The following is a 12,942-nucleotide window of genomic DNA, read 5'->3' as shown; positions in this document are numbered from 1 at the left end:
CTCGCGGTGTCTCCGGCTCCGGTCGCGGGGCGGGCGCGGGCGCGGGGACCTCCGGGACCGGCTGCGTCGCGGGCAGGACCCGCCCCGCGGGCGTACCGGCGGGCGCGAGCGTTTCCAGTACGTCCACCGGCACCAGGACCACGGCCCGGACACCGCCGTACGGCGAGGGCCCGAGGTCGACCTGGAAGCCGTGGCGTTCGGCGAAGCGGCCCACCACCGCGAGGCCGGTCTGCGGGATCTCGCCGACGTCGCCGACGCCGAGCAGCCGGCGGCCCGAGACGATCTCGCGCGCCTCGGCGAGCCGGTACTCGTCCAGGCCGAGACCGCCGTCGTCGACCTCGATGACCGCGCCGCGCTGCACCGTGCGCACCGTGACGGGCACACCGGTCTTCGGCGGCGAGTACTCCGTGGCGTTGGCGAGCAGTTCGGCGGTGAGGTGGATCAGCGGTTCGACCACGGACGGGGTGACGCCCACGTCGGGGTCACCGCTGACCTCGACGCGCTTGAAGGCGACGATTCGGCCGGACGCGGCGCGGACGACGTCCACCAGTGCGAGCGGCCGCTGCCACTGCTGGCCCGGCCACTCGCCGCAGAGCACCTTGAGACTCTGCGCGTGCCGGGCCTGCTGGGTGGCGGCGTGGTCCACCAGCATGGTGGTCTCCAGCAGGTCCGTGTCGCCGGGGTAGCGGTCGGCCAGACCGGTCACGGTCGCCTGGATCCGGTGCGCCGACGTCTGCACCCGGCTCGCCAGCTCGACCAGCGAGAGGCGCTGCGACTCCTCGCGGTCGTCGACCTCCTCCGTGACGGCGGTCAGCAGCCGGTCGAACCATTCGGCGACGCCCGCGCCCAACTCGTCGTCGCTGTAGTGCGGCCGAGGGATCTCGGTCCGGGAGAACGCGGCGGGAAGGCGCTTCGTGACGAGGAACTCGACCTCCGCGCGCACCAGTTCGGCGCGGTCCCGGCTGTGCCGGTGCCAGTGGGCCTCACGGAGGGCCGCCTCGGCCCGTACGCGCTCGGTCTCGGCCCGCCGCTCGGCGGCGTCCGACACGGCGTCACGGTGCCGTCTGCGCAGGGATTCCATGGTGGCGGGCACCAGCGTCGCGACCGCGCCGTACGCCACCGCCGCGCCGATGTGCCAGCGGGCCAGGGCCACCGCGCCGACGGCGAGGGCGGCCAGGGCCAGAAGCTGCGCGACCGGCCACAGCAGCCGCGTCCTTGGGGAACTCGGTGGTAATGCGGGGGGCGTGGGGGATCGGGCCATGGGAGAACCTTCGAGTTGGCGCTGAAGTCGATGTCCGGCGGTGAGTCGTCCACCGTGGGACGTGGGCGGTTCTGGACGCGCGGGACTCGCCAACTACCCCCGTGCCGGACATTGTTGAGTGATCGTATATCCGATCGGCATATGAGTCGGTCACTTTGCGAACACGGGCGGTGACATGCCCGGTTCACACCACGACCGGCGGCGCGGGAGCCCGAACGGGCCGCCGTTGCGGGGCAGTCGGCTACCGCGCGAAACGCGGCAGCCATCTCGCCTGGTAGTCGCCGTGCCCGGCGTGCTCCGCCGCCATCTGGCGCACGACGAAGCCCAGCCCCACGGCGCGGCCGGAGGGGAAGTCGTGCTCCGGGCGGTCGACGTCCAGGTGCGCGACCTCCGCGTACTCGCCCAGGAGCACTCTGCTCGTCTCGATCCGGCGCAGCGTGCGCGCCGGGTCCTGGAGGGCGATGTGGTGGTCGTACCCCTGCGTCCGCACGCTGAACGAGATCCCGCCGGACCGGTCGTGGACCTCACCCGGCGACTCGGGCGGGCACCGCCAGCGCTCCCCGCCGGCCGCCCGCGCGACCTGCTCCTCCTCGTCCAGGCGCGCCCGAACAAAAGCCAGCATGTCCGTGTTCTCTGTTCTCACTGTCCGTGATCCCTCGCCGTGCCGCTCATCCCGTACTCGTCCACGTCGTTCAACAGAGGATGCCGCACGGAGGTAGCGGCGGGCACCTCCGCCGTCCGGTACGGCGGGATGTGCCCGCCATTCGTTGACAGCGACACACACCCCTAAGATCATCACCCCGGAGACCAGTTACCCACCGACCACGTACGCGATGCCCAGGAGCGGCCCGGCCATGTACCCCGACAGCTGCTGGGAGCCGGTGCCCGCCCGGTCCACCGCGAACCTCGTGGCGCGCTTCGTCCTCACGGTCGTTCTGCTGCCGCTGCACTGGGCTCTCGTCCTGGCGGGGCTCCTCGCGCTTCTCGCGTTCAGTCTCGTGGGAGATCTGCTCAAACTGATCCCCGGCGCGGAGAAGGGCTTCCTCAGGGGCCTCGACGCGCTCAGCGACCGCGTGAAGGTGTGGCCCCGGTGGTTCGTGTCCTGGCCCGAGCTCCGGCACGAGGGGGACGCGGAGTTCTACCGGGCGCGCGCCGACGAGGCCGTGGCGAAGCACACGAGCGCGGCGACGACCACCCGCAAGGGCAGGGTGCCGCCGTGGACCTGCGAGATTCCGGTACGCAAGTACCGCGCCGTGGGCGCCGGTTACGTGCTCAGGACCGCCGAGTCGCGGGGCTGGGCGCTGCGCCACGACGAGTACTCGGACCTGCCGAACGAGATCAGGCTGCGCCGGGTACCCGAGGAGTCGGCGCCGGGCGCCGTCGGCTGACCCCGTCTCGGGCCGGGCCGGGCCGTTCAGCGCGTGCTGATCCAGTGCGGGTCCGGGACCACGGTGAGGACGGCGGAGAGCAGCACCACGGCCGCCAGGACGACCAGTTCGGCGCGGGCCGCCGGGTGCGCGTCATGACCGCGCAGCAGAAACCGGCGTGCCACCAGGGCCAGCGCGCTCGCCACGGCCACGAGTACGAGCTTGGCGATCAGGACCCGGCCGTACGCCGATGTCACCACCACGTCGGCGGGCAGCCTGCGCAGCGTGGAGAGCGTTCCGGTGGCGGCGAGCACGACCAGCAGCCAGAGGGCGCCGCGCGCGTAGCGGGTCAGCACGGCTCGGGCTTCCGCCGGGTCGGCGCGCCGCAGCCACATCGTGCGCAGGACATGGCAGAGGCCGCCGGCCCACAGGGACGCGGCGGTCAGGTGGACGACCGTGAGGGCCGTGCCCAGTTCCGGGGTGTACGGCTCCGGGTGGGCGCGCAGCGCCTCGGCGAGGACGACGCCGGCGAGCGGGACGAGCGCCCAGCGGGGCCGCCCGGTGCCGGCGCAACCGGCGGCCAGCAGGAAGCCGTTGGCCATGACGAGCAGCAGGCCGCCCTCGCGGGTGCCGTACGTCGCGGCGATGTCGAGATCGCTGACCGCCGCGAGGACCACGATCTGCCCGGCCGACGCGGCGGCTCCGGCCAGCGCGGCGGGGAGCGCCAGGGCGCGGGGCAGCGGGCCGGTGCGGGCGAGCGCGGCGCCGGCCAGTTCGCCCAGGTGCAGGGCAAGCGCGGTGAGGACCGCGGCGCGCAGGAGGGAGGTGGTGCCGGCGGCGGGTATGCGCAGTTCGCCGGTGCCGCGCGAGGCGACGGCCGCGCCGTACAGCACGACGAGCAGTGCCAGTACGGCGCCGCCGATGCCGACGGCCCTGGCCCGTGTCGGCACCCTTGTCCCCTCCCGCGCAGTGTCCGGTCGGCCATCGGTCGCCGGACGGGCCAGGGAGCCCGTCCGGCGACCGGGGACGAGCGCCGACGCGCGGCGGCCAGGGCCTGTCTTGCCGATCTTGCCGGGCTCAGCCCTTCGCGCGGGACGCCAGGAATTCCTCGAAGGTGAGGAGGCCGTCGTTGTTGGAGTCATGGGCGTTGATGACGGCCTGGGCAACGGTCTCCGTCACGTGGAAGTCGCCGAGCTGCGCCATCGCGCTCTTGTACTCCGCCGCCGTGATCAGCCCGTCGCTGTTCCCGTCGAAACGGTCGAATGCCTTGCGCGCCTCTTCGATGTCCGCCACTGCTTCCGCCCCTTCTTGAACCCTACTGACAGGGGTCAGATTATCGGCACACCTCCGCCACCTCGGCGGCACCCCGGCAGCGCCCCGGGGCGACGGTGCGGCCCTCAGGGACGGCGGTCCGAGACCCGCATCTCGAACCATGTCGTCTTGCCGCGCGGCAGCAGGTCCACGCCCCACCGGTCGGAGAGCTTGTCCACCAGGAACAGCCCCCGTCCGCTGGTGTCCATCTCGCGTACCGGCAGCAGACACGGCAGCCCGCGGGAGGGGTCCCGTACCTCGATGCGGATCCAGCCGCGGCGGCGCAGCATCCGCAGGCCGAAGACGCGTGCGCCGGTGTGCCGTACGGCGTTGCCGACGAGTTCGGAGACGAGCAGCACCGCGTGCTCGGCCATCTGCGGGGACAGCGCCCACTGGCGGAGCACGACGACATGGGTGAGCCTGCGCGCCGCCAGGGCGGACTCGGGGCGCGAGGCCAGTCGGACTTCGCCGTCCGTCGGGTTGCCGAACAGTTCGAGTACTCCGCGTGCCTGTTCGTCCTCGACGGCCGGCGTCAATCGCGTAGCGGCCGCGTCGCCGCCGTGCCGCGGTTGTTCCACACCCTCAAGGCCCGCCATGTGTCCATCATGGCTGCCCAGACGGGCCCTCGGGGGCGTTCCGGGGGATTCGGCACCCCCGAACGGCCCACCCGGACAGATGAGCCTGGCATATGACCATGGCAGGAAGCCGCCCCCGCTACCCATCCTGATCTGCGATAACACGTCACACACGGGTGATCACCGGATGTGATCACCCGCTCCGCCTTAAGACTGTCTTAAGGCGGAGCTGAGCCGGGCACCAGGTTGACGCACCCGCGTCGGCTGTCCAACCCCGGTGCGATCAGAGGAACTTGGCCTTGCCCGGCCCCTCCTCCACGAAGCTGCGCATGCCGCGCTCGCGGTCCTCGGTGGCGAACAGGCCCGCGAACCAGTTGCGTTCGATCGCGAGGCCCGTCTCCAGATCGGTCTCCAGGCCCGCGTCCACCGTCTCCTTGGCCGCCCGCAGCGCGAGGGCCGGCCCCCGGGCGAGCCTCGCGGCCCACGCGTGCGCCTGCTCGTAGACCTCCTCCGCCGGTACGACGCGGTCGACGAGCCCCATGGCGAGCGCCTCGGGCGCCTTCACCTGACGGCCGGTGAAGATGAGGTCCTTGGCCTTGGAGGGGCCGATCAGCCGGGCCAGGCGCTGGGTGCCTCCCGCGCCGGGGATCAGGCCGAGGAGGATCTCGGGCTGGCCGAGCTTCGCGTTGTCAGCGGCGATCCGGAAGTCGGCGCAGAGCGCCAACTCGCAGCCGCCGCCGAGCGCGTAGCCGGTGACGGCGGCGACCACGGGCTTGGGGATCCGCGCCACGGCCGTGAACGACTCCTGGAGGGCCCGGGACCGTACGACCATCGCGGCGTGGTCCATGTCGCGCATCTCCTTGATGTCCGCGCCGGCGGCGAACACCTTCTCACCGCCGTAAAGGATCACGGCCCTGACGTCGTCGCGGCGCCCGGCCTCGGCGGCGAGTTCGAGGAGGCGGTCCTGGATCGCGATGTTCAGCGCGTTCATGGGCGGGCGGTCCAGCCGGATGGTGCCGACGCCGCCGGAGACTTCGAGATTCACAGATGACATACCAGGCAGGTTAGGCGGTGCCACCGGGAAGGACGCGGGTACGCGGAAGGGCCCGGCGCATCCTGGTCGGGATGCGCCGGGCCCTCTCCGCACGGGGCGGGCCGGGGACTACTTCGTCCACTGCGCCCAGGGCATGTTCCAGCCGTTGAGGCCGTTGTCCGGGGCGATCTTCTTGTCGTCGGAGTTCTTCACGATCACCACGTCACCGATGATCGACTGGTCGTAGAACCACGCGGACGGCATCTTCTTGTCGTAGCCGCCCCGCACGTCGCGCAGTCCGACGCACCCGTGACTGACGTTGGCCGAGCCGAACGTCCCCGCGGACGCCCAGTAGTTGCCGTGGATGAAGGTGCCCGACGTGGACAGCCGCATCGCGTGCGGTACGTCCTTGATGTCGTACTCACCGCCGAAGCCCACCGTGGCGCCGTTCATCCGCGTCACCTTGTGCTTCTCGCTGATGACCATCTCGCCGTTGTACGTGGTCGTCGACGGCGCGCCCGCCGTGATCGCGATCTTCTTGATCTGCTTGCCGTCCTTGACGACCTTCATCGTCTTGGCCTTGGCGTCCACCGTGGAGACCATGGAGCGGCCGATGGTGAACTCGACCGTCTTGGCCTGCTCGCCGTAGACCCCGGGCCGTCCCTCGACACCGTCGAGGTTGAGCTCCACGGTCACCTTCGTGCCCGCGGCCCAGTACTTCTCGGGCCGGAAGTCGAGCCGGTCGTTGCCGAACCAGTGACCCTCGATCGGTACGGACGGCTCGGCCGTCACCTTGACGGCCCGCTCCACCGCCTCGGGATCGGTGATCCCGCGGGTGAAGTTGAGCGAGACCGGCATGCCGACGCCGACCGTCGAGCCGTCCTCGGGCGTGTAGTGACCGATGAAGGTGTTCTTCGGTACGAGGGTGGTGAAGGTGGTGTCCTTCGCCGACACCCGGCCCTCGGAGTCCTTGGCGATCGCGTGCACCGTGTACTTGGTGGCTCCGGCCAGATGCCCGGCCGGCTCCCAGGCGGTGCCGCCGGCGGCGATCCTGCCGTCGACCGCGTTGCCCTTGCTGTCCTCGACCTTGACGGTCGTCAGCTTGCCCTTGCTGGCGGCGATCTTGAGCGCGCCGCTCGTCGCGACCGACTTCGCGCCGTCCTTGGGCGCGATCGTCACGACGGCCTGCGAGGCCGCGTTCTCGACCTTGCCGCCTTCCTTCTCGCCCTTGCCGTCACCGCTGTCGCCGCCCTCGCCGCCCCCGCCGCCGCACGCCGTCACGAACAGGAGCAGGCCCCCCAGCGCGAACGCCGCGAGCCCTCTGCCCCGTCCCGTTCGCCGTGCCCGGCCGGCTTCCGCCGATGCCCCCGATATCGGCTGCCCGTTCAATGGTCGTCTCCCCTCACACGGCCGGGCCCCGCCTCGGCCTCGGAGCCGGGTGCGAACGACGCACGACCGGGCTCCACACCCCCGCGCGCTTTGCTCGCGCGCACGGCGCTAGATAATCACACCGCGAGCCGTCCCGGACTCCCCGGGATTGTCACTGTTCCGTTCCAACGTTCCCTGGAATCAGGGACGGTCACGCAGGTGAGGGTGGGTGCGAGGTCGGCCCCCCGGGAGCGGTACGGCTCCGGGCCGTCAGCCGGCGACCGCGGAACCCGCCTTCCACTTCGGCCAGTCGAGGTTCCAGCCGCCCAGTCCGTTGTCCGGAGCGACAGTCTTGTCGCGGGAGTTGACCACTTCCACGACGTCGCCGACGAGCGTCCTGTCGAAGAACCAGCCCGCCGGGGTGTCGGAGCTGCCGCCCTTGACGTCACGCAGTCCGACGCACCCGTGGCTGACGTTGGTCGAGCCGAACGTGTCCGGCGAGGCCCAGTAGTTGCCGTGCAGGAACGTCCCCGACGTCGTCAGGCGCAGGGCGTGCGGCACGTCCTTGATGTCGTACTCACCGCCGAAGCCCACCGTCGCGCCGTTCATCCGGGTCACGTCGTACAGCTCGGTGACGACCATCTTGCCGTTGTACGTCGTGGTCTTGGGCGCCCCGGCCGTGATCGGCACGGTCGAGACCAGCGCACCGTCGCGCCGTACCTCCATGGTGTGTTTCTCCGCGTCGACGAGGGACACCTGGGAGCGGCCGACCGTGAAGGCGACGGTCTTCTCCTGGATGCCGAAGACGCCCGGCGCCGCCTGCACGTCCCGCAGCCGCAGCTCGATCGTGACCCTGGTGCCCGGCTTCCAGTACTCCCGGGGCCGGAAGTCCAGCCGCCGGTCGCCGAACCAGTGCCCGACGACCTCGACCGGCGGGTCGGAGGTGACCCGGACGGCGCGCTGGACGGCGGCGCGGTTCTCGATCCTCCGGTTGAAGTCGAAGGAGACGATCATGCCGGTGCCGACGGTCGAGCGGTTCTCCGGCTGGAAGTAGCCGATGAAGCGGTGCTTCGGCACGGCGGTGGTGAAGGTGGAGTGCCGGGCCGATCTGCGGCCCTCGCCGTCCACGGCGACCACGTCGACGCTGTATTTGGCGGCGAGCTCGACGCGCGCCTCCGCCTCCGGCGACCACACGAGTCCGTCGTCGGAGGTCCGGCCCGGCAGCTTCGTGCGCTGCGCGCCGTCGACCCGCGCGACATCGACCCGCTCCAGCCGGCCGTCGGGAATCCTCACCTCGATCCGGTCACCGCGCTTGATGTTCCTGGCCCCGTCCCCGGGGCTGATACGAATCGTGTCCCCAGGCGCCCGGGACTTGCTTTCGGTGAAGGTCTCGCCGACGGTGCAGCCCGTCAGTCCGGCCAGCCCCGCCATCAGGCCTGCCCATGTCAGGACGGCGGCCACGCCGGTCCTTGCCCGCTTCAGTACATGTGTCACGACCCACCCAACGACGACCCCCCTGCGGGGGAAACGTGAGCGCGGGCCTTCCGGCGGGCAGAACACGTGGAAGGACCACGCGAGGGGGAGCCACGGCCGGGACGCCGCGGCCGCCGGGACGCGCGGGGCCGACGAGCCGGGAGGCCTGACAGGTGGCGAGCGCAGCCGAGCGGGAGACAGTGCGGGAACCGGTCCGGGATCCGATGATGGATCACGTGAGAGATCCGGTCGAAGAGGTCGGGCCGGGCGTCGGCACGGACGCCGGGCCGGAGGCGGGGAGCGGGCCCAAGGCCGTCGGGGAGGCGGCCTCCGCCGCTCCCCCGCCCGAGGTGTGGCCGGGCGCGCCGACACCGCTGGGAGCCCGGTACCGGGTGGGCCCGGACGGGGTCGCGGGGACGAACTTCGCCCTCTGGGCGGGCGGCGCGGAGGCCGTCGAGCTGTGCCTCTTCGACGACGCCGGACCACCGGACGGCGCCGAAGGGGCGGACGGCGCCGGAGCACCCTCCTACGGAGGCCGTGCCGCCGGCGCGGCCTCCGTAGGAGACGGCGTCGTGGAGACCCGCCTTCCCCTGACCGAGCTGACACACGAGATCTGGCACGGTTTCGTGCCCGGCACAGGCCCCGGACAGCGGTACGGCTTCCGCGTGCACGGCCGCTGGGACCCCTGGACGGGCGCCCGCTGGAATCCGGCGAAACTGCTCCTCGACCCGTACGCGCGCGCCGTCGACGGCGACTTCGCGCTGCCCCCCGAGGTGTACGGCCATGTGCGCGACTGGCCGCAGCAGCAGGTCGCCGACACGGTCCGCGACGAGCACGACTCCGCGCCGTACGTCCCCAAGGGCGTCGTCGTCCACGACGACGCCCCCGACGACACCTGGGCCGACGACCGCCGCCCCAAGACGCCCTGGGCGGACACGGTCATCTACGAGCTGCACGTACGCGGCTTCACCATGCGCCATCCGGGTGTCCCCGACGAGCTGCGCGGTACCTACGCGGGCCTCGCGCACCCGGCGGCGATAGACCACCTCGTACGGCTCGGGGTGACCGCCGTCGAACTGCTGCCGGTGCACCAGTTCGCGCACGAGGACCATCTGCTGCGCCGCGGGCTGCGCAACTACTGGGGCTACAACTCCATCGGCTACTTCGCCCCGCACGCCAGCTACGCGGCGGGCGGCACCCGGGGGCAGCAGGTCGGCGAGTTCAAGCGGATGGTGCGCGCCCTGCACGACGCCGGGATCGAGGTCATCCTCGACGTCGTCTACAACCACACGGCGGAGGCGGGCGAGCTCGGCCCCACGCTGTCCCTGCGCGGCATCGACAACCGCGGCTACTACCGCCTCCAGCCCGACGCCCGCAGGTACAGCGACTACACGGGCTGCGGCAACACCCTGCACGTCGTCCAGCCGCAGGTCCTGCGGCTGATCACGGACTCGCTGCGGTACTGGGTCACGGAGATGGGCGTCGACGGGTTCCGCTTCGACCTGGCGGCGGCGCTCGCCCGCTCCATGCACGACGTCGACATGCTGTCGCCCTTCCTGGCCGTGATCGCGCAGGACCCGGTGCTGCGGCGGGTGAAGCTCATCGCCGAACCGTGGGACGTCGGCGACGGCGGCTACCAGGTCGGGGCGTTCCCGCCGCTGTGGGCCGAGTGGAACGACCGCTACCGGGACGCCGTACGGGATTTCTGGCGCGGTGCCACACCCGACGTACGGGACCTGGGCTACCGGCTGTCCGGGTCGAGCGACCTGTACGCGTGGGGCGGCCGGCGGCCGTACGCGTCCGTCAACTTCGTCACCGCCCACGACGGCTTCACACTGCGCGACCTCGTCAGTTACGAGCACAAGCACAACGAGGCCAACGGCGAGGGCAACAGGGACGGCACGGACGACAACCGCGCCTGGAACTGCGGCGTGGAGGGCGAGACCGACGACCCCGGGATCAACGCCCTGCGGCGGCGCCAGCTGCGCAACCTCCTCACCACCCTGCTGCTGTCGACCGGAGTGCCGATGCTGGTCGCGGGCGACGAGATGGGCCGTACGCAGGGTGGCAGCAACAACGCCTACTGCCAGGACAACGAGACGAGCTGGCTCGACTGGTCCCTGCTCGACCAGCCGGGCTCGTACGGCCTGTACCGGCTCACCAGACGGCTCCTGGCGCTGCGGCAGACACACCCGGTGCTGCGCCGCCGCGCGTTCTTCTCGGGCCGCGCACAGGCCCCCGACGGGCTGCGGGACCTCGCGTGGTTCCGGCCCGACGGCAAGGAGATGACGGAGCGGGACTGGTACGCGCCCGCCTCGACGCTCGGGCTGTTCCTGTCGGGGCGCGACATCCCCGGGCGCGACGCGCGCGGGCGGAAGATCACCGACGACAGCTTCCTGGCGGTGCTCCACTCGGGTTCCCTGCCGCAGGACTTCGCGCTGCCCGGCGAGCCGTGGGCGCGGTCGTACGAGCTGGTGGTGGACACCTCGTCGGAGGACCAGGAGGAGGAGCCGGGGACTGTGCTCGACGGGGGGACGGTCACGACGGTGCCCGCGCGGGCGGTGCTGCTGCTGCGCGTACGGGGGTGAGCCGCGCGGCTTCCTGAGGAGGGGAGCGGTACGGGGCTCAGCCGAGGATCTTGCGGTCGTACCCGACGGCGACCGCCGCCGCCCGGTCCTTGACGCCCAACTTGGCGTATATGTGCGTGAGATGGGTCTTCACCGTCGCCTCGCTGATGAACAGCCCGGCGGCGATCTCACGGTTCGACGTGCCCCGCGCGACGAGTCCGAGGACCTCGCGCTCGCGCGCGGAGAGCGATTCGCTGCCCGCGACGGGCGTACGGACACGGGAGACCAGCCGGGAGGCGACGGCGGGCGACAGGACCGTACGCCCCTCGGCCGCGGCCCGTACCGCCGTGAACAGTTCCTCGCGCGGCGCGTCCTTGAGGAGGTAGCCGGTGGCGCCCGCCTCGATCGCGGGGATGGTGTCGGAGTCCGTGTCGTACGTGGTGAGGACGAGCACCTTGGCACGGGCGCCGCGCCGGGTCAGCGCCGCGATCGCGTCGACTCCGCCGCCGTCCGGCATCCGCAGGTCCATCAGGACGACGTCCGGGTCCACGCGGAGCGCCAGTTCGACCCCGGCGACGCCGCCGGACGCCTCGCCCAGCACCACGAAGCCGTCGGCGGATTCGAACATGCCGCGCAGACCGTCCCGTACGACGGGATGGTCATCGACGACGATCAGGGTGATGGTCCGCTCCGGCATGACGGACCAAAGGTACGCGAGCCGAGACGGCCGTGCCGCCGCCCACCTCCGACTCGACGGTGACGGTGCCCGCCATGCGCTCCGCGCGGGCGCGCATGCCGTCGAGTCCGAACCCGTTCGAGCCGGAGCGCGGGCGCGGCACGAGAGGGTCGAAGCCCCGCCCGTCGTCCCGTACGTCGAGGGTGATCTCGTGGCCCATGTACGAGAGGGTGACGCCCGCCCGGTCGGCCGCGGCGTGCCTGGCGGTGTTGGCGAGGGCTTCCTCGGCGATGCGCAGCAGCGTGGCGGCGACCTCGTCGTGCAGGGGCTCCTCCGTGCCGGTGACGGTGAACCCGGCCCGTACACCGGTCCGGTCGGACCATTGGGCGACGGTCTTCTTCAGGGCCTCGGCGAGGGTGTTGTGCTCCAGCGCCGACGGGCCGAGGTTGCGCACCGAGCGGCGCGCCTCGCCGAGGCTGTGGCGGGCAAGGTCGGCGGCCCGCGTCAGATGCTCGCGGGCCAGCTCGGGATCGGAGGCGGCGGACACCACCTGGAGCTGGGCGATGATGCCGGTCAGCCCCTGGGCGATGGTGTCGTGGATCTCGGCGGCGAGCCTGCGGCGCTCGTCGGCGACGCCCGCCTCACGGGCCTGGACGAGGAGCTGGGCGTGCAGACCCGCGTTCTCCTCCAGGGCCTGTTCGAGGCGGGCGTTGGCCTGTTCGAGCGCGGTGATGGTCGCGGACCGCTCGGCGGCGACCTCGGACTCCCGGCGGCCGAGATGGGCGAAGACGAGGGTGAGGGAGCCGTTGAGCAGGAGGAGCCCGGCGAAGAGGGCCCACTGGAGGATGCCGTCCGGTGGCAGGCCGCCGGACTGGGAGCCCGACATGATGACGGCGTATACGAGGAGTCCGGCCCGGACGGCGCGCCGGGGCAGCAGATGGCCGCTGTCGAAGTAGCCGAGGACGGCGTAGATCGCGAAGAGCGGGTTGAGCCAGGTGAGTACGAAGGCGATGACGGTCCGTACGCAGTAGTAGACGAGCCCGGCGGCCGACGGCTCGCGCCCGCGCACCGGCAGGCCGCGCTCGATCCGGCCCCAGCACAGCTGGAGCGCGACGGCGGCGACGACCAGCGCCCCGGCCGTGTACCGCTCGGCGCGGGTCATGCCGAAGGCGTTCATACTGAGGGCGGAGATCACGGTGGAGAGCGCCAGCAGGGCGTAGGGGCCCCGCCGGTGGAACTGCTCCCACCACTCCTCCACGGAGATCTGCCCGCGCGCCGCCCCGGCTGTCGTCATCCCCACAGTGTGCTCCT

The 12,942-nt window shown here is 71.9% G+C and carries 12 protein-coding genes; 2 read left to right on the top strand and 10 right to left on the bottom strand.

Going from position 1 to position 12,942, the window contains the following annotated elements; genetic code table 11:
* The coding region (locus GXP76_RS28955; RefSeq protein WP_242574573.1) for an ATP-binding protein at positions 1-1,261 on the bottom strand (1,261 nt) is incomplete at its 3' end.
* A gap of 241 nt (positions 1,262-1,502) precedes the next feature.
* Positions 1,503-1,883, bottom strand: a complete 381-nt coding sequence (locus GXP76_RS28950; protein ID WP_242574572.1) for a DUF6221 family protein — start codon at positions 1,881-1,883, stop codon at positions 1,503-1,505.
* 232 nt (positions 1,884-2,115) lie between these two features.
* Here GXP76_RS28950 and GXP76_RS28945 point away from each other — a divergent pair, with 232 nt between their 5' ends.
* On the top strand, positions 2,116-2,649 hold the full coding sequence (locus GXP76_RS28945) for a hypothetical protein (RefSeq protein WP_242574571.1): 534 nt from the start codon (positions 2,116-2,118) through the stop codon (positions 2,647-2,649).
* A gap of 26 nt (positions 2,650-2,675) precedes the next feature.
* Here GXP76_RS28945 and GXP76_RS28940 read toward each other — a convergent pair whose 3' ends face one another.
* From GXP76_RS28940 to GXP76_RS28915, 6 genes are all read right to left on the bottom strand, one after another.
* Complete coding sequence (locus tag GXP76_RS28940) at positions 2,676-3,578, bottom strand: CopD family protein (RefSeq protein ID WP_242574570.1); 903 nt, start codon at positions 3,576-3,578, stop codon at positions 2,676-2,678.
* A 127-nt stretch (positions 3,579-3,705) separates the two neighbouring features.
* Positions 3,706-3,921 (bottom strand): EF-hand domain-containing protein, encoded by a 216-nt coding sequence (locus tag GXP76_RS28935; RefSeq protein ID WP_078074982.1) that lies wholly within the window; start codon positions 3,919-3,921, stop codon positions 3,706-3,708.
* A gap of 104 nt (positions 3,922-4,025) precedes the next feature.
* Entirely contained in the window at positions 4,026-4,535 is a 510-nt protein-coding gene (locus GXP76_RS28930; protein ID WP_374362973.1) for an ATP-binding protein, read from the bottom strand.
* A 262-nt stretch (positions 4,536-4,797) separates the two neighbouring features.
* Complete coding sequence (locus GXP76_RS28925; RefSeq protein ID WP_242574569.1) at positions 4,798-5,568, bottom strand: enoyl-CoA hydratase/isomerase family protein; 771 nt, start codon at positions 5,566-5,568, stop codon at positions 4,798-4,800.
* A 108-nt stretch (positions 5,569-5,676) separates the two neighbouring features.
* The gene (locus GXP76_RS28920) at positions 5,677-6,936 is read right to left on the bottom strand and encodes an Ig-like domain-containing protein (RefSeq protein WP_242574568.1); all 1,260 of its coding nucleotides are present in this window, start codon (positions 6,934-6,936) and stop codon (positions 5,677-5,679) included.
* A 249-nt stretch (positions 6,937-7,185) separates the two neighbouring features.
* Complete coding sequence (locus GXP76_RS28915; protein ID WP_242574567.1) at positions 7,186-8,409, bottom strand: Ig-like domain-containing protein; 1,224 nt, start codon at positions 8,407-8,409, stop codon at positions 7,186-7,188.
* Positions 8,410-8,561: 152 nt separating this feature from the next.
* On the opposite strand from GXP76_RS28915, the gene glgX reads away from it, so the two are divergent.
* On the top strand, positions 8,562-10,976 hold the full coding sequence (gene glgX, locus GXP76_RS28910; protein WP_242574566.1) for a glycogen debranching protein GlgX: 2,415 nt from the start codon (positions 8,562-8,564) through the stop codon (positions 10,974-10,976).
* Between the two features lie 37 nt (positions 10,977-11,013).
* On the opposite strand, the gene GXP76_RS28905 is transcribed toward glgX, so the two are convergent.
* Positions 11,014-11,652, bottom strand: coding sequence for a response regulator transcription factor (locus GXP76_RS28905; RefSeq protein ID WP_242574565.1), 639 nt, complete (start codon positions 11,650-11,652; stop codon positions 11,014-11,016).
* Positions 11,615-12,925, bottom strand: a complete 1,311-nt coding sequence (locus GXP76_RS28900) for a sensor histidine kinase (RefSeq protein WP_242574564.1) — start codon at positions 12,923-12,925, stop codon at positions 11,615-11,617. Before GXP76_RS28900 ends, GXP76_RS28905 begins: the two co-directional genes overlap by 38 nt.
* Positions 12,926-12,942 lie beyond the last annotated feature (17 nt).

It is taken from the genome of Streptomyces sp. NP-1717 (genome assembly GCF_022695985.1).
Taxonomy (GTDB): Bacteria; Actinomycetota; Actinomycetes; order Streptomycetales; family Streptomycetaceae; genus Streptomyces.
Note: the sequence above shows the minus strand (reverse complement) of the source record. Positions and strands in the feature narration are given on the sequence as shown.